Source organism: Echinicola vietnamensis DSM 17526, assembly GCF_000325705.1.
Taxonomy (GTDB): Bacteria; Bacteroidota; Bacteroidia; order Cytophagales; family Cyclobacteriaceae; genus Echinicola; species Echinicola vietnamensis.
Genome location: NC_019904.1, coordinates 5,414,168 through 5,440,691 on the forward strand (window position 1 = coordinate 5,414,168; position 26,524 = coordinate 5,440,691).

Sequence of the window (26,524 nt, forward strand, 5' to 3'; positions counted from 1 at the left end):
TAAAGACCATGGTTCCAATTCAGGCTCAATCGACGTCCCACCAAGCTTTGAAATTGATATCATCACCTCCCATCACTTCCAGTGCCGCCTTATAATGTTGCGGGTTGTAAGTTTGTTGGTCTGATGGATACATCAGTCGACTAGGCAGGACACCTTCATTGAGCATGGATTCCGTCGTGGGCAACTTTGGAAACCCAGTTCTCCTGTATTCAGACCATTGCTGGTAATCGGTAAAATAAAGCCCTAGGTATTTATGGAGAATGATCCGTTCAAGAGTTCCGTCATACTGGGCCAGCGGCTTCTCAAAGTACCCGTCAGGAGCAGTCTCCCCCGTCCATAGCTCCAAGGCCGCATCAATGCCCTGCTGATACAATTCCTCAGCACTGGATGCAAGGTATCCCTTTTGCGCCAGTTCAGCCTTGATAAAGGCCACTTCGCTAAAGGACATGATCGGGGCTATCATCGGCGCGACCACCTGTTCGTTGTTCATATAGGAAGGGGAATAATCGAAGCTTTGCTCATCATATCCGCTGGGAATTCCTTCATAACCAACGGGATTATTGTCCAAATCCTTGGCTGGGGTGACGTACACCGGCCTCCTTGGATCCTCTAATTCGTTGAGAATATCTATAAAAAACTTTCCTACTGCATGCTGATTGCTAAAATCCAAGGCCCTGGACCATGGGGACAAGTTGGGCGTAACTCCCGTAATCTGAAGGACGGCACTCTCTTCGAGATTTTCCATGATCGGAGCATTTGCCGGATCATTGATAATATCTACCATCCTTTGATAAACACTGGAATCAACCCCCGATATCCTCAGCAACAGCCTCAATCGTAACGAATTCGTGAACTTTTGCCAGAGACGAGAATCATTTCCAAACAAGATATCAGTACCATAGACCATGGTAACGTTATGGTCGTATAGCTGATTGGCCTCTTCCAAGTCTGCCAAAATCTGCGTATATATTGCTTCTTGACTATCATATTTTGGTTGCAATATCCCAGATTCTGACTGGGATGCTTCAGAAAAAGGAACACTACCAAAATTGTCTGTCAAATTGGAATAAATCCAAGCCTTGAGCGTCAGGCCAATGGCCTTATAATTATTGGCATTGGCCTGCTCGGAGGCTAGGATCATTTCACGAATATTTTTCAGCCATTTATAAGAACTGTTCCATTGGGAAGCGCCTGTGGATTCCAGAATTTCATAGCGCTGCACACCTCCATAATACTTGGGATAGGGCAATTGGACCTGCATCAATTCACAATTCACAAAATAGTGGTTACGAAGGTTATTGGAAGTCTGATTATAAATTATCTCGTTTAGAAGCGCCCCGGGACTGATCTCACTGATCAGGTTGGGATTGGTATTGGTCTGCTCGAAGCCCGAGGTACATGCCCCAAGAAGTGCGGCCAGGATCGCTCCGTATATCAATTTGAGTTTTTTCATTTTTGTAGTGGTCTTTAGGATTAAAACTTAAGCTTGACATTGCAGCCGTATGAGGCCGAAAATGGCATCGGCGTCACTTCCATGCTTGGCACGAAACCGTTGCTGTTCATTGTCCCTGCCTCAGGATCCCACATGGGAAACTTGTCAAATACCGCCAGATTTCTTCCATAGACGCCCAGCGACAGATTATAAATCCCCAGCGGTTGAGTCAATTTATTGGGAAAGTTATAATTAAAGGTAAGCTCCCTGATTTTTAGGAATGTCGCATCGAAAACGCCTGGCTCAGTGGTCTGGTGCCTCTGAACATAATAGGCTTGGGGATCAGCCTCAACCGTATTGGAGGAATAGCTGCCGTCTTCATTTTGGACCACCCCATCACCGACGATAAAGCCTTCTTCCCTACCAGGGATGGTATTGGTAGTGGTACCCGCCCAAGAGGCGCGATTATAAGTTCCCGAATAGATCAACCCTCCCATTTGTCCATCCACTGTTAAGCTGGCACGGAAATTCTTATAGACAAACGTATTGGTCAAGCCATATTTCCAATCAGGGGCAGCGTTGCCAATATACTCTTGCGTACTGGTGCGCGTAGGTACACCATTGCTATAGACGATGTTTCCCGCAGGATCTCTAACGAATTTGGTGCCGTAGATATCGGAAGTGGTGCCGCCTACCGTGGCAATCATGTATCCCTGCCAAACCCGGGCAAGAGTCTGACGCTCCAAATTATCCGTCAAGGTAAGGATCTCGTTTCTGTTCATGGACCAATTACCGGTAATGTCCCATTTAAAGTCCTTATTGAATATGGGTGTCGCCGTCAGGATCAGTTCTACCCCGCGATTTCTTACTTCACCTGCATTGATCACACGACTGCTATATCCTGCCGCAATATCCGATGGAAGGGTAAGAATTTGGTTTTTGGTAGTGGAGGCATAATAGGTAAAATCAACCCCCAGCCTATTTTCAAACATCTTAAAGAGAAATCCAGTCTCAAACCCTGAAGTGATCTCGGGCTTAAGATGGGTATTGAACAATGCTCCCGGTACAATGGCAGAACTGGGGAAGCTACTCTGAGCATAATATTTTGAAGTCTGATATGGGTTAGCATCAGAACCTACCTGGGCATAGGAAACACGATATTTGAGAAAGCTGATCTTCTCAGGAAGCTGGAACATATTGGAGACCAAAAAACTCGAACTGATCGATGGATAGAAATAGGAGTTGTTTTCCTCAGGAAGAGTACTGGACCAATCATTTCGTCCGGTTACATCCACGATGATATTATCTTTCCAAGAAAATGTAGCCATTCCATAAAGGCTATTGATGTCCTTTAGGGCATCTCTTGTCTCTACCAAAGGAAGGTTCACGCCGTTGGACAGATTATATACTCCGGGGCTGATCAAGGCATCCACAGAAGACATTACGTTTCTATTGACCATCGACATCCTATTGCCACCTGCCCTCACTTCATAATCGATTATTTCCGAAATAGTATTCTTATAGGTAAGCAAGAAATCCGCGTTAATTTCCTGGTTGGAAATGTCCTGCCTTCCGTAGTAGCCCCTAGGGTGCTTTTTACTGGAGTACCCTCTTTCACTCTCCCTCAATTGCGAAAGGGAATTCAACGAAAGCCTTCCCATCACACTCAAGTGATCCGTCAACTTGATATCCGCACTGACATTTCCTACGATCTGGTTGCTCTTCAATTTGTTCAAGTCCACATAAGACAAAAAATAGGGGTTGCTGGACCATTGAGAAAATGGATTGAGCTGTTGCAAGTTTTCTTGTCCATTTTGCCAGATAGGCCGGTACCAATCGATGTCCACATTGGGCATCAAGAACATCATGAAGTATCCCAGCGAGCCATTGCTCAGTCCGAAGCCCGGGAGGTTGTCCGATGTCCGCTGGTTATAATTCAGTACTGTGGAAACTTTGATCCTTTCGGAAACTTGGTAGTTGGCATTCAAGGAAATACTGTTTTTATCATAACCGGTATTGGGGACCAAGTATTTATTGTCGGCATGGGTTAGGTTCAATCTCATAGCTCCCTTATCGTCACCGCCTTCCAAGGCCACCGAATTAATGAAGGTGGTACCGGTATTATAGAAATCCTTCATGTTGTTTTCATACGGCCTCCAAAGGGTGCGTTCACTACCTTGAGCTTGGGTGGCTGGATCATATTGATAGAAATACTGCCCGTCGAATTTTGCTCCCCAAGCTTGTGGCACATTGGTAGAAATGCCATCTTCAGAATTTCCATAGGAGTAAAATTGCTCCCCTTCGTCATTTCTCACCGCATAATTGCCAGCCCCATATTGATACTGATAATTTGGCCAGTTGGTAGGCACATCGAAAATCGCCGTAGAACTTACAGAAACCCCCAATCTTTGACCTTTCCTTCCAGACTTAGTCGTAATGATCAAGGCTCCATTGCCGGCCCTTGAACCATAAAGCGCTGCGGCGGCTGGACCTTTCAACACCGTCACACTCTCGATATCATCCTGGTTGAGCTCAGAGATTGCGTTGCCATAGTCCACGGGCGCCTCCGTACCATAACCCGCATCCACACCGTCTCCGAAAGCCGTGGCGTGCTGGTTCATGGGAACACCATCTACCACGATCAGTGCATTGTTTCCACCAGGTGCCAGGGAAGTGGCTCCCCTTAGCTGAATACTTTGTGAATTTATCGGCCCCGTACCACCCGAGATAATGTTCAATCCCGCTATTTTTCCTTGCAGTCCATTGGACCAATTGGGCGCCATAGCAGTGGACAGAAGTTCCGAATCCACCGTTTGCTCGGCATAACCTACTTCGTTTTCATTCCTTCGGATACCCAAGGCCGTGACGATAACCTCGTTCAGGGAACTTTCCGACGGGATCAACCGAATATCCAACACTGCCGTCCCGTCAATGCTTACCTCCTTGGTCTCGTAGCCGATAAAGGAAACCAAAATGGATTGGATATCATCGGGGACTTCCAGTGAGAACTTACCATCCATATCTGTGACGGTACCTGTGCTGGATCCCTTGGCCAATATGGTTGCCCCTGGTAAGGGCTCCCCTTTCTCATCCAAAACCGACCCACTGACTTTCTTGACCACTTGTGCAGTCCCTCCTTGGACAAACGTATCTTTCCGTTGCTTTCTGACCACAATATTTTTGTCAATGCGCTCAAATCGCAGGTGCTTGCTGTAGGAGAGATGCTCAAGAAGTGATTTCAGGTCATGTCTGCCCGGCCGAAGCGAAAAGGTGTCGTTCAAATCCAAGTGTTCATTGGCATAGGCAAATTTAAATTCTGTCTTCTCTTCAATGGTTCTAAAAAAGCCTTCCAAGCTATAGTTTTGCTCTTGAAGCATGATAGATACGTTCTTCAGCGACTTTCCAGAGCCGGTAGACTTCGCCCAGACTGGATAGATGATGGCACATAGCACGACACTGACAAACCATATCCTTAGCAGCTTAGGCCCACTCCCAAAGATGTGCAACTGGTATTTTTCTTTCATTGTAACCGTTTTGATTTAGTACATCATTTATAAAACTCAATCCTTTGTTCTGCTACAGTCCGAAATTTCAGTTCATGGGCCCTGGCTATAGCAGTCAAAATGATCGATAACTCTTCATCCTTAAACTTTCCTGTAAATTCATACGCCGAAAAAGCTTGGTCTGCAAACTGTATTTCTACGCCGAATGATCGTCGCAACGTGTTGGCAATCTCACCTAATGGAGTACCATCGAAAACAAGCCGTCCGCTTAACCAACCTCTTTCAACAATCTTATCAAATGCCAACACCTCAAAGTCCGCCGCTCCTATTTCCAAAATGGCCTTCTGACCAGGAACCAAAATGGATTCACTTCCTCCAGACGACAGCTTTACGGCCCCCTTCACCAGGGCTACGGACTTATGGGCTTCGTCATCATAGGCACTGACATTAAATTCCGTTCCCAGCACCCGTGTAGTCATAGCTCCCGTGACCACCTTAAAAGGCCGGGCCGAATCTCGCTTCACCTTGAAATAGGCCTCTCCAGTCAACTTCACCACACGTTCACTTTTCGAGAAATCCATAGGATACGTCAAGGTACTCATGGCATTCAGCCATACCTCGGTGCCATCTTCCAACTCCAAATACTTATGCTCACCAATCCCCGCCGACAGCTCATGTTCATGGTTTACAGTATTTTTTTGGTCCAACAGGAGAAAGGCTCCAATGGCTAGAATACATGCCAAGGAAGCAGCCACACCATAGCGCCACAATCTTCTGGTCTTGATGCTTGACTTGATATTTCCTTGCCACTTTCTGTAGATGCTATCTCTAGTAGAGTATGGATTCTCCGTTATTTCCCGTAAATGATCATCATCGGGCTTTTTGTCAAAAGATCGGTACCAATTGTCCAACTCTTCTTTTTCCGCTTGATCCAATTCATGGATTTTGCCCAATAGATATTGTAATCGTCTTATTTCCATAATCGTGCTCGGTCAATCATAAAGTTGCGGAAAAAGGACTCAACCCTAGGTGAGAAAAATTATCGATCTATTAACTATTAGGAATCACTATTAACATTTTCTTAAAAAGAAGCACGAAAAAAATCAAACGTAACACATTCTGGGACAAACAATATTTCTGGGGGAGGAATTTCCGACCAAGCCGAAAGATTGGAGAAATTGGTGAGAAATAGTGCTGGTGGGCATATTTACCCACGCGCGCAGGCAAACTCCTCCGTTTGGGCAGTGATTAGCTTTTTAAGCACCATCACGTCAGAACTACCTACCGCCTTTAGGCAGGCATGCCTGCACTTTTTTTCAGTCCGCTCGGTTGGTTTCTTCACGCCGAAATCCCTCAAGGCAGCGTATAAAAAACTGAAATCGATAAATGTGGGAAGGTCGACATAGCAGCGGGACGGCGGCTGGCTAGCGGGCGGAAGCTTTGCCATGTCTTGATTTTTTCGTTCTTTTTTATCAAGAAAAAAGGACAAGGAAGTCCCGAAGGCATCTGCTCTTATCCGATGATGAGGCAACTAAAAAGTCCCCTTTAAGGGGATTTAGGAGTAGAAACGCCAATGGCTCACCATTCATCATTACACCCATCCGGCCAAGGCATTCCCCCAACTTTTCCGCTTGATCCCACATTCTCTTATCTGCTCAAGCGAATAAAAAAGACGAAAAGACCATGGTCAATACATAGTCCGGACAATGATCCCGCAAATAGGTCAGGGAATAGTGGATGTGGTATTCAACGGTCTTGACAGAAATCTGCAGCCTGTCGGCAATTTCCATATTGCTCAAAAATTCCTTGCGACTCAACCGGAACACATGTTTGGACTGCTCAGGCAGGCGTTCGATCAGTTCATCGACATGGGAAAGCAAATCACCGTAATCTATTCGACGTTCGGTGTCGCTGTCATGAACGCTCAAATGACGAACAAGCTCATCATATTTTTCGCTGGCAGCGTATTTCTCCCTGAAGTGCATGAGAATCTTGTTTTTGAGCATCCCCATCAGATAGGATTCAATGGACTTAGTGATCACTAGGCTTGCCCTTTTCAGCCAAAATTGAAAAAACACATCCTGCACCATGTCCTCTGCCAATTCAGCCGTCCCCACCCTTTTGTAGGCATGAAAATAGAGTTTTTTCCAATAGAGCGCATACACCGCATTGAAAGCTTCACTATCCCCATGCCGCAGTTTGGCCAGTACATCAGCAGCATCAATTGACATAAATCAGGTCATTAAGTCCATAGCACTGGTAAAACTACCCATCAAATTAGCAATCTATCAAAACTACAGGTTAATATTGCGTTAATTTTAATCCTTGAGCCCTAATTAGCGTTTTTTCTTCATCAATTATTTTAAGATAATGGGGCTGTTCATTCAAAAGCTCAAACCGCTATGCTCTCCTGTTCTAATTCTTCATTGTAATTGTAAAGGGGAGATCCAATGGGACTAGTGTACATATCTTCCTCTAACGTCGCGAAAGGGAAGTCAAGTGGGATGTAGATACCAAATACTTTATGCTGAAACTTTTAACTCGCACCTAGTACTTTACTGCTCACCAGGCATCATCATTGAATGAACTGCCACAATATTTTGGGCACGAAATTGCTACCATAGCATTAACAGCCTACCAATCTCGTTGTTTGTTAACCCCTTCCCTAGTCGTAACCTTAACAAAACCAAAACCTGCCCTTAATCATTCTTTTATGCTGAAGGATGATATTTGCTGGTTATGATATCACTGCTGAGAATCGTTATTTCCATCTTTTTTCTTGCTGTCACTTTTGTCCCGAAAACCCTCGCCCAAATTCCGAGGCAACTTGACCAAAAGCTGGCTGCTGCCCAAGAACTTGCCAAGCGCAATCCCGAACTGGCCTTTCTGACCGCCACGGAAGTCTATGAACAAAGCTTGCCACAGGAGCTGGACAGTATCACGGGCAAATCGCAATTGGTCCGGGGAAAGATCCTTTTCCAGTTTGGACTATACCAGCCTGCCGCAGAGGCTTTCTATGAAGCCGAACACCTCTTCGAACACCTCCGTCGGCCCTACTACCTGGCACAGGTGAACAATGCCCTTGGAGAAGTGTATTATAAAATCAAAACTCCTGAAGATGCCCTTTCCCGCCATGAAAAGGCCTTGGAGCTCTTCAAGGGCATCGACCATGGTGAAGGTGAAGCGGAGACCAAAGGCTTTATTGGAAGCATGTACGAAAAAATGCGAAACTATCCGAAAGCCCTGGCTTACCAGCGTGAGGCCTTGGGACTTTTTGAGGACTTGGGGCTCAAGGGGCACTTGGCCTTTGTCCGCGAAAATATCGGAAGCATCCACGAAGACCTGGAGCAGTTTGATTCTGCTTATGTCAATTTCCAAAAGGCCTACCTGCTGAATTCCGAGGTGGGTGACAGTCTCCGGCTGGTGGGCACCCTGAACAACCTGGGTGATGTATTCCGCAAAACCCGCGAGCCGGAAAAAGGCCTGGACTACTCCAAAAAGGCCGCCGAAATGAGCGCCCGTCTGGGCTTTCTGGATGCCCAGAACAGTGCCATCGTGGACATCTCAAAAGCTTATGCCGGAATGGGCGATTACAGCAATGCCTACAGGTACCTGGAACAAAGCCGCCAGCTGAGCGAAGTGGTCTATTCCGAAGAGTCGGCCAGACAAATCGCCATTCAAGAAGCCCAAAACCAACTCTATACCAAAAACCAACAAATCAGCCAATTGGAACAAATGCGGGAATTCGACACCCTCGTAAAATGGCTCTTGGTATTTCTGGTCCTCCTCCTGTGTGTGCTGGGCTGGGTGATTTTCAACAGGCAAAAGCTGAAAATCAGGAGCAATAAGGAATTGCTGCAACAGCAGCAGGAAATCCTGCAGGTCAAGGAGCGGCTAATTGCCACGGAAAAGGAAAACCGACAATTGCTGGAACTCAAAATCAAAACCGAGGACCGGGCCCATTCAAAATCCCTGACGGCCCAAACCCTCCACCTGATCGACAAAAACCAAATGCTCGAAGGCATTCAAGTGAAGCTTAAACATATCCTGGAAGAAAACCCCAAAGACCAAAAGAAAAAAATCAGGAACCTGATCAAGGAAATCGATTTTAATTTCTCGCACGATACCGACTGGGATGACTTCAAAAACAACTTTGAAAAAGTCCACCAGGATTTCTTCAAAAACCTCCAGCGCCAAACCGCAGGATTGACCCCGGCAGAAATGAAACTGGCCAGCCTCATGCGCCTAAACCTGAGCTCAAAGGAAATTGCCTCCACCCTCGGCATTTCACTGGACAGCCTCAGGATTGCCCGCTACCGGCTCCGTAAAAAACTCCAGCTCGAAAAAGGAGAAAGTTTACAGCAATTTATCCTTTGTATATAGTTCATAATTTATTAACCCCATTTTAACAATGCTCAACTTGATGAAAAACAGTTACTTACATAACATTTTTAGATTTCTGTTTAGATTTTGTTAACGGTCATTTTCCCGATTGTTGCCTAAATGATTACAGTGGATCCTGGCCACGAGGCTCCTTCAGGGCTAACATTGCAACATCAAAATCAAACAAAACCTATGACAAAAAACAGACTCGTTTACGGGCTATGTTCACTGGGTATCCTCGCGGGATCTTGCAGTGGACCAAGCCAGCAGAAAGAAACTCAGACAGGCCAACGTGTCGTCAAACCGCTTTATGTAACAGACCAGGTCATCCACGACACGGACGATCCGGCCATTTGGGTAAACCCTTCCGATGCGGCCAAGAGCCTGATCGTCGGAACGGACAAAGATGCCGATGGAGCCCTGTATGTTTTTGACCTAAAAGGCAAAGCCATCGATTCCCTGACGGTGCGCAATATCCAACGACCAAATAATGTGGACATCAGTTATGGATTGTCCCTGGGTGACAGCCTGGTAGATTTTGCCGTTACCGGTGAGCGCCTCACGTCAAAGCTGCGGTTTTATGCGCTACCTATCATGCAGGAAATTGCCCCTGGGGGAATTGAAATCTACCAAGGTGAAACCGGTAACGAATATCGGGACCTTATGGGCGTGGCCGTGTACCACAGTCCGAAAAACGACAAACAATATGTCATTGCCGGCAGGAAGAACGGGCCTCAGGACGGCACCTACTTGTGGCAATATGAAATCAAGACCGATGGAGGCCAAATCAGCCTTGAGCTGGTCCGCAAGTTTGGCCAGTTCAGCGGGCAAAAGGAAATCGAAGCCATTGCCGTGGACAACGAACTGGGATACATCTACTATTCCGATGAAGGGGTGGGCGTCCGCAAATACTACGCTGATCCGGAAATGGGCAATGAACAACTGGCCCTATTTGCCACTGAAGGATTTACCAAAGACCACGAAGGCATCAGCATCTATAAGTTGGACGACAAAACCGGCTATATCCTGGTGTCCGACCAAGAGGCCAATCAATTCCATGTATTTCCTAGGGAAGGTGCAGCCGACAATCCCCATGACCACCAGCTGATCACCAAAATAAAGACCAGCACCGTTTCCAGTGACGGATCAGAAAGCCTCAGCACCGCATTGGGGGCAGATTTTCCGCATGGGATCTTTGTGGCCATGTCCGACGACAAAACCTTCCAGATCTACACATGGGAAGACATGGCCGGTGACACCCTCAAACTGAAAAAATAATCTTTTAAACCACTCCATTATGAAAAACCTATTACTGAAAACATTGACCTTGATGGCCTTCTGCTGCTTGGGCCAAGAGGCACTTTTTGCGCAGGGAGTCCTCCGGGGCAGGGTCATCGATGCCCAGAACCTGTCGATGCCGGGCGCCAATGTGGTACTGCAAAACACCCGATTGGGTACCGTTACCAACCAGGCCGGCGATTATGCGATCGTGGACCTTCCTGAAGGGGAATATGAAGTATCCGTTTCCTATCTGGGATATGGATCGGTCGTCCATACGGCCACCGTTGAAGACGGAGAAACCACCATTTTAAATTTCAAACTGGACCAAAAGACCATCGAAAACCTTGAATTTGTGGTGATGGGAGACCGCTTGAAAGGCCAGGCCAAGGCCTTGAGCCAGCAAAAAAACAATCCCAACATTACCAATATCGTTTCCTCTGACCAAATCGGCCGCTTTCCCGATGCCAACATCGGGGATGCCCTAAAACGCATCCCGGGAATTACCATGCAGAACGACCAGGGAGAAGCCCGGGACATCATCATCCGGGGAATGGCGCCGCAGCTAAATTCGGTCACCCTGAACGGTGAAAGGATCCCTTCTGCTGAAGGGGACAACAGAAGGGTGCAGATGGACCTGATTCCTTCGGACATGATCCAGACCATCGAAGTGAACAAGGCGGTCCTTCCCAACATGGACGCCGATGCGATCGGTGGATCGGTAAACTTGGTCACCCGGCAGGCTCCCAATAACTTGCGGATTTCCGGTACGGCCGCTTCGGGCATCAACTTACTTTCCGACAAGCCTATCTGGACCGGTGCCATGATTGTCGGCAATCGCTTTTTGAATGACAAGCTGGGAGCCATCGTCTCTGCTTCCTATAACAACCACAACTTTGGTTCGGAGAACATTGAATCCGTATGGTATGAAAGTGACAACGGCGTAGGGCTAGAGGAATTTGAAATGCGCAAGTATCTGGTCCAAAGGGTCCGGCGTTCGGTTTCCCTGGCTTTGGACTATGAGATCAACCCCAACCATACCCTTTTGTTCTCCAGCATGTACAATCATCGGGACGATTGGGAAAACCGCTTTGCCATGAAAGTGGACAATCTTGACGACGTATTCGATGACGGAAATTATGAGGAGCGCTCTCCAGGAGTATTCACTTCCTCGGGCGCAAGGGTTGAATACGAGACCAAAGGCGGTCAGGTGGCCGGCAGGAACAAGCAGCCCAGGCGATTGGAAGACCAGCGGGTAAAAAACTTCACCTTGGGAGGTGACCACCTGTTCAACAAACTGAAAATGGATTGGTCTGCCACCTATGCCAAAGCATCCGAGGAACGTCCACATGAAAGGTACATCACCTTCCGGGAAGAAGACCAAAACGTCAACATTGACATCACCAATCCCAGAAAGCCTTATGCGGCCTTGACCAATCTGTCGGACAATCTTGGCTTTGGTTTGGACAACCTGTCCGATGAGTACCAGTACACATTTGACGAGGACCTCAATGCAAAACTGGACTTCAAGCTTCCTTACAGCGATAAGGGGATCGTACAATTCGGAGGCCGCTATAGGGGTAAGTACAAAAACAGGAACAACAACTACTTCGAGTATTCCCCACTGGATGAGGACGCCTTTGGAACGACACTTGGTGATATGCCATACACCGACCAATCTGACCCTGACTTCCTCCCTGGCAGTCAGTACCTTATCGGGAATTTTGCAGATCCGGATTTCCTGGGCAACCTTGAGCTGAACGACCCGTCCCTCTTTGAAAGGGAATCCGTACTTGAAGAATTCTTGCCTGGCAATTACTCGGCCAATGAAACCATCACTGCCGCCTATGCCATGGCTGATCACCAGTTTACAGAAAAGCTGTCCGCGATCGTTGGTCTTCGGTGGGAGCATACCAGCATTGACTACACGGGAAACCTGTATGATGTGGACAACGAAACCTTCACCCAGGCCACCCAAGACGACAGTTATTCCAATTTCATGCCTGGTGTGCATTTGAAATACGATGCGGATCCAAATACCATCCTAAGGTTTGCATGGACCAACACCATCGCCCGGCCAAACTACTATGACCTGGTTCCCTACGCGGAATATGTCGCGGAGGACGATGAACTTTCCCGAGGAAATCCAGACCTGTTGCCCACGGTTTCCATGAACTTTGACTTGATGGCCGAGAAGTATTTTGACAATGTTGGATTGATATCATTGGGTGGTTTCTACAAAGACATCGACCAGTTTGTCTATGAGAAGACCGACCTGAACTATAACGATCCGGTATTCGGCGACAATTTGGAATACACCCGACCGGAAAATGGGGGAACCGCCGCCGTTTACGGGCTGGAGGCCTCCATCCAAAAGCAAATCTGGAAGGGGCTGGGCATTTATTTGAACTACACACTTACCCAGTCCGAGACCACCGGCATCGAAGGCAGGGAAGAAGATGACCTTGAGCTACCGGGTACTGCCCAGCACATGTTCAATGCCTCCCTTTCTTATGAAACCAAAAAATTGGTGTTCAGGGCTTCTCTAAACTATGCAGGCGACTACCTTGATGAACTGGGCGGCAGCCAATTTGAGGACAGGTATTACGATGAGCAGATGTTCTTGGACATCAATGCTTCCTATGCCTTCACCCCCAAGTGGCGGCTGTTTGTTGAAGGCAACAACCTGACCAACCAGCCGCTGAGGTACTACCAAGGCATCCGTGCCAGGACGATGCAGGAAGAATATTACAATGCCCGGTTTAACTTCGGGATTAAGTTCGACCTGTTTGAGTAATCATAATTGAAACCAAAGCTAAAAGGCTGCTCCTATATGGTCAATTGCCATTTTGAAAGGGGCAGCCTTATCTTACAAGGGAAGTACGGCATCAATCACTACCAATTAAAATTACCCCTTACATTTTTTAGCTCCTTACCTCCCTTCGCATAAACAAATAGTAGGTCAGGGCAAAGCACAACACCGTGGCCGCTACCAGGCCGCTCACTTGTGGCCAGACGACCATCAAGCTGTCTTTCAGGGAAAGTGGAGAAGGTACCGCTCCGGCCATTTGCTCCATGGTTACCGGCCCCAAGCTCCTGACGGAAGGCATCAGCAAGGTGGTGGTCGCATCGGTAAACAGCTGACTGGGCGCCAACCGAAGCAGTGAAAGGATTATCCCATTAAAACGAATGGCTTCCGACGGTGCCAACTCCCGTGTATCTGGAGCAAAAGCGCTGACGGCCAGCTCAATCACAATCCTGTAAAAAACCGTGAAAAAGAGCCAAATGCCCATGGCGGTCAATGCAGAAGTGGACGGCTGCCTGAACACCACTGACAGCAAAATGGACAATGCCAACCAGAACCCCACGTAAACGGTACACAATACGGTAAAGCCCAAAATTCTCATTACCTCCTCCGCTTCTATCAGTATGCCGGTCATCACCATGCCTCCTCCGATCATCAACAAGGCGAGGCTCAAAAGCAGCACCCCGACCAATATCAGGGAACTGGTGAATTTTGAAAGCAAAAGATTGTCCCGGTAGACGGGCTGCGCCATCACCCGGGCCAGGGTTCCGTTCTGTTGTTCGGAGTTAATGGCATCAAAGCCCAGCCCAATCCCCAGCAATGGCCCCAAGAAATTCAAGAACACATGAAACGGGGGAAGGGTACCTTCAGTGGTCGTCAGCAATTTCAGGTAAAGGAATAGTTGACCGGTGTCCTTGGCCTTGGTGACGACCTCCCGGAGATGGCCCATGGCCACGGCGGTGGTTCCCCAAAAGGTCAGCGCGATCAATACCAACAACACAATAAACCGCCAACTTCGCAGGTGGTCAGCCACTTCTTTTCCCACCATGGTCCAAAAAGGGCTATGCCAACGCCCAGCCCCTTGTTCGTGACGGTTTTCCGATGATGACATTAAGGTATTCATGGTAGTTTATCCTCTATTTTTTGGTGATCAAAATACATTTGGTAAATATCCTCCAGCCCATATTCCCGTTTATGCACTCCAGTGACCGCATAGCCTTTCTCCACCATAAAGCGCACAGCATCTGGAGTGACATCTGCTGCACTGACCATCTCCAGCACATTTCCCTTCAGGGTCACCCCTTGTACATGGGGAAGGTTCAGCATGTCTTCTTTATGCTTCCAGGGCTTCTCCAGGTTTTCGGCCAAGGTGATCTTTACGCCATGTCCCTCTTGGGCAAACAATTTATGGGAAAGCGCATGAATGCTCCCCTCTCCCAACAGCTCGCCCTTCACAAAAATCCCCACCCGGTCACATACCTGCTGGACCTGGTACAGGTGATGGCTGGAGAGCAATACCGTTAGTCCCCTTTCCCTGCTCAGGGAGGATATCAGTGACAGGAATTCTTTTACCCCACTGGGATCGATCCCCAATGTCGGTTCATCCAAGACCACTACTTCAGGCTCTTTGATCAGCACCTCCGCCAAGCCCAGCCGCTGTTTCATGCCGCGGGAATACGCCCGGGTCTTTTTGTCGACCGCCTTCCCGGTGAGGCCTACCGTTTCCAAGGTTGCCAGTGCGCGGGACTGGATTTCGTTTCGGGGAATGCCATTCAGCTCTCCGATATACATGAGGTTTTCCATGGCCGTCATGTTATCATAAAATCCCACGCTATCGGGCATGTACCCAACCTTTTGCTTTACCATGATCGGATGGGTGGTGGCATTGACACCGCATACTTGGGCCATCCCGGAAGTGGGCTCGGTGAGCCCCATCATCATCAGGATGGTGGTCGTCTTGCCTGCACCATTGGGGCCGAGCAGTCCGAAAATTTCACCTTTGCCAATTTCCAGGTTCAGTCCCTTGACCGCTTGGAATGCCCCGTAATTTTTGGTCAGGCCGCTCAGTTTAATGATTGGATTGTCCATGGGCGATCTTATCTTCTTCCAAATTTCCGGATCAGCAAATAGACGAGACCGATGGCCATCAGGATGACGAGCATACCGACCCAACCTGACAGCAGTGATGTGGTCACGGTCATACGGTAAGATGCATCACTGCTGGTTTCGGAGGCCTTGGCCGTAAACTTGGTCACGTAATCCCCGGGCAGCGTTTTATCGGGAATGGTGATGGTCGCCACCACATCGGTGGATTTGCCGGGCGCTAACCGCTCAATGGTGGATGGTGAAAAAGTCGCTTCCCACTTGGGCGGAGTTCTGGAAGAAAGGGATATTTCCTCAAGGGCCAGCGAACCGGTATTTTTGACCTGCAAGTTGACCTGTTTGCTTTTTCCTTCCGTCACTTCACCACTTAACCTTCCGGATGGCGTGGTAAGCTCCAAGGCAAACGATCCCTCTACCACGGCTTCCAGGTTTAGGGAAAGGGAGTCCTCTCCGACCGCATAAACAGGAATGTCGTACTGATCCGGCTTTGCCCCATAGGCGGGATGGACCTCAATGGAGATGTTCTCGGATTTTTCCGGATCCATTTGCAGGGAGGTGACCTGTTTGCCGCTGACCTTGAATTTTACCCGCCAGCCCTTTGGAGCCTTGGCATCCAAGGTATAACGGGAAGCGGAGGAGCCGTTCTTTAAGGTGGCCTGATACCGGAAAGTCTCATTTACCGGAGCTTCCATGTTTATCAAACGGGCCGAAAATGAAGGAGCTTTGGTGGACTCCTGTGCTGAGGCAATGGGTGATGCCAAGCAAAAAACCAAAAACAATAAAACTACGAATGGGTGAATGCCCAAAAAGGGCCTCTCTAGGTTAACACTATCTACTGACATAATTCAAATAAGTGAAAGTTATTAATAGTTAATAAAGACGCCTATTCAATTTATCCCTGGATAATCCTAAGAATTGCAACCCCAATTTTATTACATGAATGATATTAACGCAACAAATTAACTTTTTTTAACAATCACTTTAAAAGAACCATGCTTGGTCCGGCAGGTTGCTCCCTACGCTGCACAAAATGGGTTCTGGATGATTAACTGCGGATAACGCTTGGCTTGCTTGCCAAATTCGGGCGTGACCTTTACCTTCTTGCGACAAGTAAAAAAAGAAACCAAAACCTGTACACCTGGGCCTTAAAACCCGCTACTGTGACTGGCCTTGGTATCCCGTGAAAATGGCCTGCACATCGTCAGGCAAGCTGCCAAAAAAAACTAGCATTGCTGCGAAAGTCTGGCCTTATCAAGCCAACTTTTTCAGCCAATCTATCAGCTCCTTAAAATGGCGCTTCAGAAAATCAAACACGTCCGCAATGGCTTCATCCAAGGCATTTTCCAGTGGACTAAACTCCTCCCCATTGAAATATCGCGGCTTGGAGCCAGGGCCGTCGGGCGAACCGTGATGTTCATCAATTGACTTTCTCCACCGCTCAGCATGTGTTCGCCACTCCTGTTGGTTGACCAGCTCCGGGGCTTCGAACCAAACGTTCCAAGAAAGGATGTTCCCTGGCGCCAGCATATTGCCCGATGCGATATTAAACGCCTTCATGACCAGCTCATTGAATTCGTCGACCTTGGGATCGTTTGTTTTGGTGATGTCACCAATTTCGACGTCAAGGTTTCCTACCACCCAGGCCATATCCTCATGACGGCTAAAATCTGGACTTTTGAACTTCTTCGACTCCCCTACACGCAGTGGAAAAATCGGTTGTTCGGGCTTCTGTGGGCAATGTGTCGTCACCTTGATGGCATTGGCCTTGTCCAATGGAAACGGATGATGGCTTTTTTCCAGTACTGCCCACAGCAGTTGGCCAAAGATCCCTTGTTTTGGGCTAAACCATATTTTGCCCTCCACAGTCATATCGGCTGCCAACGAAGGGCCTTTGGCCTGATCATCCGGCTGCTCATTGACCCATCCCCGCTGTCCCGTCACGGTCACTTCCACATTCAGGCAGATTTTATCAAAGATCCATACGCCCTGCTGAGGGCAGATGATGGAGTAAACCCTTCCGATATCGGTGTAACCCAACCTTGAAATATAGGGCGCAAACATCTGAAAGCAGCGACTTGACTCTCCTCCATCCGGTTGGGTCTTCCAACTGAATTCTGGCCATTTTACCGGCATCTGCCTTTGGAGCAGGTTGATATTGGCCAAATTGTCCAACATGGGCAAACTGCCCAATTGGGGATTGGGATATTTCCAATCAGGATGCCCGTCAAGGAAGCCTCCTTTCCAGCCCGGCACAGGGATTGAATTTTTTAAGGTATACATGGTGATGTGGTTTATGGGTTAAATTAAACTATAGAACTACCATTCAAGGCATTTCAAAAAACCTGCTCACGTAGACCGTACGACCACACCCTAAAACCAGTCCCTATTTGGTGTGGATCCGGCCTGTGTCAGGAGATTTACCATATCAGCACTTCATCGGGCTGCCTTCGCTCATTTTTCCTGAACAGGTTAAACACCAGCATAAACTCTTGGGTGTTGCCGGGAAGCAAATAACTGCCATTGGTAGGAAACTCATACACATAGCCCATTTTAAACTTATCAAAGATCAACCCTGCCTGTAGGTTATTGGCATAATCAATGCGATGCCCTGCTCCGATCCAAAACCTGTCCATAAACAAGGCCTTGACATTGAACTCCACATTATCGGGCAAATCTTTCTGGGAGCGGAAAAAAAAGTTGGTACTGACGGCCAGATGATGGCCCAACGCTTCCCGGTATCCCGCCTGAACAATATAGTTGACAGGACGTCCTTCCATAAAATCATCTCCACTGGAAATCCTCCCTCCATTCACTTGATGCATGGCATAGGAAAGGTAATAATTGGAATGGGTCAGGGCCAACCCAAGGTTAAAATCGACGATCTGCATATCCGAGAACCCACCGATATAATGGCTGAGAACATCATCTGACTGCTGCTCTACGGTCATGGCCGTACCGTCCAGCCTTACATTGGTGTAGCTCACCCCTGCCCCTAACCTGAGGTTGTGCTTTTCCGTCAACCTCACCCGGCTGGCATAGGACACCACTAAACCGGTCTCGTTAAACGCCCCGTATTTATCAAATAGCAGGTTCAGCCCGATAGCATTTTTGCCCATCAGGGCGGGATCCGCATCCCCCTTCATCTCGGCAAAATCCAGTTCTCCGCTAAAAAACATGGTCTTGGGCGCTCCTTCAAATCCGCTCCACTGGTTACGGACAAAGCCCCGCAAGGTGCTGCCCTCATACCCTGTCAGGCCAGGATTGTAATAGCTCTGGAAAAAACTGAACTGGCTGATATACTTTCTGGACTGGCCCTTCACAGAGGTGGCACTTGCCAACATCAGCAACAGCATTGACATGACGATCTTGTTCATAATAATATTGGGGTAAGTGGCCAGCTCGAAACGACGCCCCTGCTGACCTGTCGGTTTTGTGAATCCTTTCATCTCCTCAATAAGTTTAATGTTCCTCTTCTCACTTCTCCGGTTTCACCCACTTCTATCACCCAGAAATAGGTTCCTGCCGCCATCTCTTTTCCATTGAATTGCCCCTCCCAATGCTCATCCGGATCATCGGTAAAGAACACCCGGTTTCCGCTACGTTCGAAGACCATCACCCTTACATCAGTGTAAAACTGCAGCTCGGGAACACCCCAAGTATCATTGGCACCGTCTTGGTTCGGCGTAAAAGTGTTATAGATCGTCACCTCATCAAGTGGCACCCGCAGGCGATTGACGACAAAAAGCTTCTCCACCTTGTTGCCATCTGCATCGGTCACGGCCACAAGAACCTCGAAAGTCCTCCTGCCCGGCAATGCCTCCCCAGAACTCCAGAAAAGGGCTGTCCCTGACAAACTGAAATAGGCATTGTCCTTGGCATTGCCCACCAAGTTCAGCGTATGCTGATCATCCACAGGATCGATTACCGATAGACCACCTACGACAATTTGATCCGAACCAATGTCAGCGACAAAATTATCATGGTCCAATACAATGTCCTCAGGAGCGGGTTTGGCCTCAACGACCACCTGCTGGAAAGGCCCTTCAGCTGTACGGGTAACCCCTTCGGGTAAGTTCAGCTCTCCTGTCACGGTATAGCTTCCCCGGCTCCTCACGTTTATGGAAGAGCGGTCCCATTCAACGGCCAAGTTGATCATTTCATCATGGCGTGTCCGAACCAGCACTTCCGTCGGAAGAGGGATTTGGTCTGATGCCGTTCCCCAAGCGACCGCTACGGCAGGTTGTTCATAAAAGGCCACCACCTCGATGGCTTTAATGGTCAACAATGCGCTCGTGAATTGTATTTGGTAATTCCTTCCTGCCGATAGACTTCCCTTGTTGATCGCATATGCCCCCACACCTTCTCCAGGTGCGCGCTCCAATTGTCCTTCAAAAATTTCATGCCCGTCCCCGTTTACGAGTCCAGCCACCTGATAGGTGAACCTAGGATCACTGGCCCCAAAAATCCGGACATGGTCATTCGCTGTCACCGTCAAAACTGCAGGGATAATGGCAAAAGTACCCGCAGTGTAAGTGATCGTGTAATTCATCGAGGTATAACCCGAAGCCGTGATCGTGTAATCGCCCACATCCTCACCCGTGGCGCGCGTAACCTTCAAGCTGCCGCCAAGGGCAGTTTCATCGTCACCGTTCACAAAGCCCGCATAGGTAACCGTCATGGCCGGATCAACGCTGCCGTAGACTTTGGAATGATCTGCTACCGTCACCGTCATAGCGGCAGGCGTGATTTCAAAAGTACCTGAAGCATAGTTGATTGTATAATTCGTAGAAGTATAGCCGGAAGCAGTGATCGCATAATCCCCCACATCCTCGCCAGCAGCCCGAGAAACCGTCAAGCTGCCGCCAAGGGCCATTGCATCGTCCCCGTTTACAAAGCCTGCATAGGTAACCGTCAAAGCCGGATCCATGCTGCCATAGACTTTGGACTGACCTTCCGCTGTCACCGTGAGGGCGGCAGGCGTGATTTCAAAAGTGCCCGATGCATAGTTGATCGTATAATTCGACGAGGTATAACCCGAAGCCGTGATCGTGTAATCGCCCACATCCTCACCCGTGGCACGCGAAACCGTCAAGCTGCCGCCAAGGGCCGTTTCATCATCACCGTTCACAAAGCCCGCATAGGAAACCGTCATGGCCGGGTCTGCGCTGCCGTAGACTTTCGACTGATCTGCTGCCATCACCGTCAGGGCAGCAGGCGTGATTTCAAAAGTACCTGCGGCGTAAGTGATCGTGTAATTCGTAGAAGTATAGCCGGAAGCAGTGATCGCATAATCCCCCACATCCTCGCCAGCAGCCCGAGAAACCGTCAAGCTGCCGCCAAGGGCCATTGCATCGTCCCCGTTTACAAAGCCTGCATAGGTAACCGTCAAAGCCGGATCCGCGCTGCCGTAGACTTTCGCTTGATCTGCTGCCGTCACCGTGAGGGCGGCAGGCGTGATTTCAAAAGTGCCCGATGCATAGTTGATCGTATAATTCGTAGAGATATGGCCGGAAGCTGTGATCGCGTAATCGCCCACATCCTCACCCGTGGCGCGCGAAACCGTCAAGCTGCCGCCAAGGGCCGTTTCATCATCGCCGTTCACAAAGCCCGCATAGGAAACCGTCATGGCCGGGTCTGCGCTGCCGTAGACTTTCGACTGATCTGCTGCCATCACCGTCAGGGCAGCAGGCGTGATTTCAAAAGTGCCCGATGCATAGTTGATCGTATAATTCGACGAGGTATAACCCGAAGCCGTGATCGTGTAATCGCCCACATCCTCACCCGTGGCACGCGAAACCGTCAAGCTGCCGCCAAGGGCCGTTTCATCGTCACCGTTCACAAAGCCCGCATAAGTAACCGTCAAAGCCGGATCCATGCTGCCGTAGACTTTCGCTTGATCTGCTGCCGTCACCGTCAGGGCAGCAGGTGTGATTTCAAAAGTGCCTGCGGCGTAAGTGACCGTGTAGTTTGGCGAGGTATAACCCGAAGCCGTGATCGTGTAATCTCCCACATCCTCACCCGTGGCACGCGAAAGCGTCAAGCTGCCGCCAAGGGCCGTTTCATCGTCACCGTTCACAAAGCCCGCATAGGTAACCGTCATGGCCGGATCCATGCTGCCGTAGACTTTGGACTGATCTGCTGCCGTCACCGTCAGGGCAGCTGGCGTGATTTCAAAAGTACCTGAAGCATAGTTAATTGTATAGTTCGTGGAAGTATGGCCCGAAGCCGTGATCGCATAATCCCCCACATCCTCGCCCGTGGCGCGCGAAACCGTCAAGCTGCCGCCAAGGGCCGTTTCATCATCACCGTTCATAAAGCCTGCATAGGAAACCGTCAAAGCCGGATCGGCGCTGCCGTAAATTTTGGACTGATCTGCTGCTGTCACCGTCAGGGCAGCAGGTGTGATTTCAAAAGTGCCCGCAGTGTAAGTGATCGTATAGTTTGGAGAGGTATAGCCCGAAGCCGTGATCGCATAACCGCCCACATCCTCGCCTGTGGCGCGCGTAACCTTCAAGCTGCCGCCGAGGGCCGTTTCATCATCACCGTTCACAAAGCCTGCATAGGTAACCGGCAAAGCCGGATCCATACTGCCATAAACTTTGGACTGATCTTCCGCCGTCACCTTCAGGGCAGCAGGCGTGATTTCAAAAGTGCCCGATGCATAGTTGATTGTATAATTCGTAGAAGTATGGCCGGAAGCAGTGATCGCATAATCCCCCACATCCTCACCAGCAGCCCGCGAAACCGTCAAGCTGCCGCCAAGGGCCGTTTCATCATCACCGTTCACAAAGCCCGCATAGGTAACCGTCAGGGCCGGATCTGCGCTGCCGTAGACTTTGGACTGCTCTTCCGCTGTCACCGTCAATGCGGCAGGCGTGATTTCAAAAGTGCCTGCGGTGTAAGTGACCGTGTAGTTTGGCGAGGTATAACCAGCTGCTGTGATGGCGTAAGTACCGACATCCTCGCCCGTGGTGCGCGAAACCGTCAAAGTGCCGCCCAAAGCCGTTTCATCGTCGCCGTTCACAAAGCCTGCATAGGTAACTGTCAGGGCCGGGTCCACGCTGCCGTAGACTTTAGACTGCTCTGCTGCCGTCACCGTCAATGCGGCAGGTGTGATTTCAAAAGTGCCCGCGGTGTAAGTGATCGTATAGTTTGGAGAGGTATAGCCCGAAGCCGTGATCGCATAATCGCCCACATCCTCGCCCATGGCACGCGAAACCTTCAAGCTGCCGCCAAGGGCCGTTTCATCGTCACCGTTCACAAAGCCCGCATAGGTAACTGTCAGGGCCGGGTCCACGCCGCCGTAAACTTTGGACTGATCTTCCGCCGTCACCGTGAGGGTTGCGGTATTTATCGTTAAATTTCGGACTACTGGAGTAGCTGCATTCGTTGTTTGATCACCACTTTGTGAAGCGGTAATTTGTGTTGTCCCCGCATTTAGGATAGTGGCCTGGTTTCCATTGATGCTGACCATCGATGGATCATCGGCCACGTAGGTCACCTCAAGGCCTTGATCGGTCTGTGCATCTCCCAAAGTAAACGTCGCATCACCATATGCTTTTGGAGTAATCCCCCCAAAAGTAATGGACTGATCCGCTTTCACAGGGCCTTCCAACGTACTTTCAACCGTCGTACCAGCATCTTGGCCATCACCAGGTGTCACCTCAACACTAAGGAATTTTCCACGATCTCCCGCTTGTAAAGAGTATTGTTTATTGTTTGCAGTCGGAATGGCAGATTTGCCGGTTCCCGTGTTGTCGTCAGCTCGATACCATTGGTACACCGTGCCATTTTCGGCATCTCCATCTGCATCATTGAAGGTATAATCCGCTGATAAGGTTTCTCCCACCGTCATTACACCTTTAATGGAAAGCCCACTGACTGTAGGTGCTTCATTGGTCTCTTTGGTGCTGGTATCGCTCACAGAGGCCCCTTGGTTACCGAACGAATCTGTCAGGGTCATTGACAGGGTGACGATCCCGTCACCAAGGACAGAGACATTTATTCCCGTTACCTGACTGCTGGAGGAAGAAACAGTACCCGTACCGCTGACAGGAGTTCCTCCACCTGAACTGGAGAGTTCATAATCATACGTCGTCCCCACCTCTGCTCCGGAAAAAGTAAAACTGACCGCTGATTGGTTTGCCCTATTAATTATGGGTTGGTCTAATGTCACACTATAGCCCGAGGGAGCTGACGTGTCTTTCGTATTGGTGTCCGTAACGACTGATCCTGTATTCCCAAAACCGTCCGTCAAGGTCACCGACAGGGTAACGGTACCGTCTCCCAAACCGCTAAGGTCGATCCCCGTGATTTGGTCTGTGGCCGTGGCAACGGTTCCTGATCCGGTCACATTTGTTCCTCCTCCGCTACTGGTGAAGGTATAAGCATAGTCAGCGCCCACCTCTGCACCGGCAAAGGTAAAGCTGGCTGCCGACTGATTGGCAGCATTGATATTGGCTTGGTCAAATGTCACACTATAGCTCGAGGGAGCTGATGTGTCTTTCGTATTGGTGTCCGTAACGACTGATCCTGTATTCCCAAAACCGTCCGTCAAGGTCACCGACAGGGTAACGGTACCGTCTCCCAAACCGCTAAGGTCGATCCCCGTGATTTGATCAGTGGCCGTGGCGACGGTTCCCGATCCGGTTACATTTGTTCCTCCCCCGCTACTGGTGAAGGTATAAGCATAGTCAGCGCCCACCTCGGCACCGGCAAAGGTGAAGCTGGCTGCCGACTGATTGGCAGCATTGATATTGGCTTGGTCCATGCTTGCACTATAGCCCGAGGGAGCTGACGTATCTTTCGTATTGGTGTCCGTAACGACTGATCCTGTATTCCCAAAACCGTCCGTCAAGGTCACCGACAGGGTAACGGTACCGTCTCCCAAACCGCTAAGGTCGATCCCCGTGATTTGATCAGTGGCCGTGGCAACGCTTCCTGATCCGGTCACATTTGTTCCTCCCCCGCTACTGGTGAAGGTATAAGCATAGTCAGCACCCACCTCTGCACCCGCAAAGGTAAAGCTGGCTGCCGTCTGATTGGCAGCATTGATATTGGCTTGGTCCATGCTTGCACTATAGCCCGAGGGAGCTGACGTGTCTTTCGTATTGGTGTCCGTAACGACTGATCCTGTATTCCCAAAACCGTCCGTCAAGGTCACCGACAGGGTAACGGTACCGTCTCCCAAACCGCTAAGATCGATCCCCGTGATTTGATCAGTGGCCGTGGCAACGCTTCCTGATCCGGTCACATTTGTTCCTCCCCCGCTACTGGTGAAGGTATAAGCATAGTCAGCACCCACCTCTGCACCCGCAAAGGTAAAGCTGGCTGCCGTCTGATTGGCAGCATTGATATTGGCTTGGTCAAATGTCACGCTATAGCCTGTCGGTGCGACCATATTGGCATCCTTGATCGTAAGGGTTACCTGCTGGGTACCACTCTCCACTGCATTGGTGGGTGTCTCCATATCGATAACGACCGTTTCATCCCCCTCTTCCACACCATCATGAAGGGAAGTCACCCGAACACTGTCCATCAACTCTCCTGGAGAGAGGGTTATCGTACTACCCGTGACAGCGTAATCCGTTCCTCCGCCTGTGGCGGTACCTGAGAAGCTCAATGGTACCGTCACCGTTACACCAGCGACATGGTCCAATTTTCCCCTCACATAAGCCTGTCCTCCTGCTTCATTGGTAATGGGATTCCAATAATCCAGCACTTCCAAGGTCGCATTGGGTGGAGGATCATCGTCCAATATCGTATAAGTCACCTGCTGGGTACCACTCTCCAATCCGCCAGTGACCGTATTGATATCGATGATGATCGTTTCATTCATCTCGTACAGGGCATCAGGGATATTGTTTAAGGTCACGCTACCCGTGGTGCTTCCGGCAGGAACCGTGATCGTTGTATTGCTCAGGCTATAATCTACCGAATTCGTCGCGGTCCCTCCAGTAGAAAGCCCTACGGTGGTGTTCATCCCATAACTATTGGATAGCGTCGCGGTTACGGTGGTCGCTGTGGCCAGGCTTTCATATTTGGAAGTGGGGCTTACACTGAGTGTCACCGTGGGCACCGGGGTTACGTTCAAAGTAGCGGTATAGTTTCCCGAGCTATTATCCGTGCCGTCATTTACTTCAAACTGAAAGGAAGTGTTGGTGCTACCGGCTTGGATATACTGCAAGTTTCCGGCATCCAAGCTGGCCTTGCTGATCTGCTGCCCCCCTACGACAGCTTCTCCCCCATCAAAGGTGTCGTCATTGTCCCCATCCAAAAAGAGGGTGCCGGTCCCCGCTACCGATTCGATCAGCACATGGTTCAAGGGGGTTCCATCAGCGTCCGAATAACCAAAATCCGAAGCAGCAAAAGTATAGACCAAATTTTCGTAAGGCCCATTCGATGCCGTGAAACTGGAAGCCGTTGGAGCAGTATTTGCGGTGGGAATACTATAAACAATATCATCCAAATCGACAGTAATATTCCCTCCGGAAATGGTAAAGCTTGTAATGTTGCTAAAGCCGGATTCAGAGGAAAAATCATAATTTTGCTCAACAGAATAGACTCCATTGGATGGAAAACTCTTGCTCCCCCCTTCGTTTGTTGAAAAAGTGATATTTGCATCTGCAATAATATCAAAGGATAAAGATTGGAGACTAAAAACCTGCCCAGATCCTAGACTTATGACAATACTGTTAATATTAAAACTACCTCCTTTGTCAAATTGAAGGGCATAATCTGCTGCTCCATCTTCAGACAATGAAAATGTTGAATTTGAAGTGGCATTTGTATAATTCGAACTTAATCCATTGATCTGATACCTGATACCATCGTTTGTAAAGTCCTTGCTGGTCACGTTAAATGCAGGATCGTCATCAAAGTTTTCCATAAACGTCTGCCCGTATAACTGATAGGAGCACATCAATCCGACGACAAAAAGCAACAGTGCTTTGAAGTATGTCAGTAGGTAAATATTCTTCATAATTTCTTTTGTTTCAGGGGCATTGTAAAGGGGAGGTA

13 protein-coding genes are annotated in these 26,524 nt (G+C 49.2%); 3 read left to right on the forward strand and 10 right to left on the reverse strand.

Translation table 11 applies throughout. From position 1 onward, the window contains the following. Positions 1-25: 25 nt before the first annotated feature. From ECHVI_RS22060 to ECHVI_RS22080, 4 genes are all read right to left on the reverse strand, one after another. Positions 26-1,453 carry a SusD/RagB family nutrient-binding outer membrane lipoprotein gene (locus ECHVI_RS22060; protein WP_015268225.1) on the reverse strand — a complete coding sequence of 476 codons (1,428 nt, stop codon included), beginning with the start codon at positions 1,451-1,453 and terminating at the stop codon, positions 26-28. Positions 1,454-1,473: 20 nt separating this feature from the next. Next, positions 1,474-4,956: a SusC/RagA family TonB-linked outer membrane protein gene (locus ECHVI_RS22065; protein WP_015268226.1), complete on the reverse strand. Its 3,483-nt coding sequence runs from the start codon at positions 4,954-4,956 to the stop codon at positions 1,474-1,476. Between the two features lie 23 nt (positions 4,957-4,979). Continuing rightward, positions 4,980-5,915 (reverse strand): FecR family protein, encoded by a 936-nt coding sequence (locus ECHVI_RS23170; RefSeq protein WP_015268227.1) that lies wholly within the window; start codon positions 5,913-5,915, stop codon positions 4,980-4,982. A 675-nt stretch (positions 5,916-6,590) separates the two neighbouring features. Further along, positions 6,591-7,166 carry an RNA polymerase sigma-70 factor gene (locus ECHVI_RS22080; protein WP_015268229.1) on the reverse strand — a complete coding sequence of 192 codons (576 nt, stop codon included), beginning with the start codon at positions 7,164-7,166 and terminating at the stop codon, positions 6,591-6,593. 508 nt (positions 7,167-7,674) lie between these two features. On the opposite strand from ECHVI_RS22080, the gene ECHVI_RS22085 reads away from it, so the two are divergent. The 3 genes from ECHVI_RS22085 to ECHVI_RS22095 all read left to right on the forward strand — a co-directional run bounded on the left by ECHVI_RS22085 (position 7,675) and on the right by ECHVI_RS22095 (position 13,393). Next, a complete protein-coding gene (locus tag ECHVI_RS22085) occupies positions 7,675-9,318 on the forward strand; it encodes a tetratricopeptide repeat protein (protein ID WP_015268230.1) in 1,644 nt (547 codons plus the stop codon). A 192-nt stretch (positions 9,319-9,510) separates the two neighbouring features. Then, entirely contained in the window at positions 9,511-10,596 is a 1,086-nt protein-coding gene (locus tag ECHVI_RS22090; protein ID WP_015268231.1) for a phytase, read from the forward strand. Positions 10,597-10,615: 19 nt separating this feature from the next. Next, on the forward strand, positions 10,616-13,393 hold the full coding sequence (locus tag ECHVI_RS22095; protein ID WP_015268232.1) for a TonB-dependent receptor: 2,778 nt from the start codon (positions 10,616-10,618) through the stop codon (positions 13,391-13,393). Between the two features lie 127 nt (positions 13,394-13,520). Here ECHVI_RS22095 and ECHVI_RS22100 read toward each other — a convergent pair whose 3' ends face one another. From ECHVI_RS22100 to ECHVI_RS23175, 6 genes are all read right to left on the reverse strand, one after another. Continuing rightward, a complete protein-coding gene (locus tag ECHVI_RS22100) occupies positions 13,521-14,525 on the reverse strand; it encodes an ABC transporter permease (RefSeq protein WP_015268233.1) in 1,005 nt (334 codons plus the stop codon). Next, a complete protein-coding gene (locus ECHVI_RS22105) occupies positions 14,522-15,490 on the reverse strand; it encodes an ABC transporter ATP-binding protein (RefSeq protein ID WP_015268234.1) in 969 nt (322 codons plus the stop codon). Before ECHVI_RS22105 ends, ECHVI_RS22100 begins: the two co-directional genes overlap by 4 nt. Positions 15,491-15,498: 8 nt before the next feature. Further along, entirely contained in the window at positions 15,499-16,347 is an 849-nt protein-coding gene (locus tag ECHVI_RS22110; RefSeq protein ID WP_015268235.1) for a COG1470 family protein, read from the reverse strand. A 409-nt stretch (positions 16,348-16,756) separates the two neighbouring features. Continuing rightward, entirely contained in the window at positions 16,757-17,785 is a 1,029-nt protein-coding gene (locus ECHVI_RS22115) for a hypothetical protein (RefSeq protein ID WP_015268236.1), read from the reverse strand. 137 nt (positions 17,786-17,922) lie between these two features. Next, positions 17,923-18,951, reverse strand: coding sequence for a PorP/SprF family type IX secretion system membrane protein (locus tag ECHVI_RS22120; protein WP_015268237.1), 1,029 nt, complete (start codon positions 18,949-18,951; stop codon positions 17,923-17,925). Then, the gene (locus ECHVI_RS23175) at positions 18,948-26,486 is read right to left on the reverse strand and encodes an MBG domain-containing protein (protein WP_015268238.1); all 7,539 of its coding nucleotides are present in this window, start codon (positions 26,484-26,486) and stop codon (positions 18,948-18,950) included. Before ECHVI_RS23175 ends, ECHVI_RS22120 begins: the two co-directional genes overlap by 4 nt. Positions 26,487-26,524: the final 38 nt, after the last annotated feature.

Bases quoted from the DNA above. Each gene is read 5' to 3' on its own strand.
- ECHVI_RS22090 (WP_015268231.1), top strand. From the start codon at position 9,511: ATGACAAAAAACAGACTCGTTTACGGGCTATGTTCACTGGGTATCCTC.
- ECHVI_RS22065 (WP_015268226.1), bottom strand. From the start codon at position 4,956: ATGAAAGAAAAATACCAGTTGCACATCTTTGGGAGTGGGCCTAAGCTG.
- ECHVI_RS22110 (WP_015268235.1), bottom strand. From the start codon at position 16,347: ATGTCAGTAGATAGTGTTAACCTAGAGAGGCCCTTTTTGGGCATTCAC.
- ECHVI_RS22115 (WP_015268236.1), bottom strand. From the start codon at position 17,785: ATGTATACCTTAAAAAATTCAATCCCTGTGCCGGGCTGGAAAGGAGGC.
- ECHVI_RS22105 (WP_015268234.1), bottom strand. From the start codon at position 15,490: ATGGACAATCCAATCATTAAACTGAGCGGCCTGACCAAAAATTACGGG.
- ECHVI_RS22120 (WP_015268237.1), bottom strand. From the start codon at position 18,951: ATGAAAGGATTCACAAAACCGACAGGTCAGCAGGGGCGTCGTTTCGAG.
- ECHVI_RS22060 (WP_015268225.1), bottom strand. From the start codon at position 1,453: ATGAAAAAACTCAAATTGATATACGGAGCGATCCTGGCCGCACTTCTT.
- ECHVI_RS22100 (WP_015268233.1), bottom strand. From the start codon at position 14,525: ATGAATACCTTAATGTCATCATCGGAAAACCGTCACGAACAAGGGGCT.
- ECHVI_RS23170 (WP_015268227.1), bottom strand. From the start codon at position 5,915: ATGGAAATAAGACGATTACAATATCTATTGGGCAAAATCCATGAATTG.
- ECHVI_RS22095 (WP_015268232.1), top strand. From the start codon at position 10,616: ATGAAAAACCTATTACTGAAAACATTGACCTTGATGGCCTTCTGCTGC.
- ECHVI_RS22085 (WP_015268230.1), top strand. From the start codon at position 7,675: ATGATATCACTGCTGAGAATCGTTATTTCCATCTTTTTTCTTGCTGTC.
- ECHVI_RS22080 (WP_015268229.1), bottom strand. From the start codon at position 7,166: ATGTCAATTGATGCTGCTGATGTACTGGCCAAACTGCGGCATGGGGAT.
- ECHVI_RS23175 (WP_015268238.1), bottom strand. From the start codon at position 26,486: ATGAAGAATATTTACCTACTGACATACTTCAAAGCACTGTTGCTTTTT.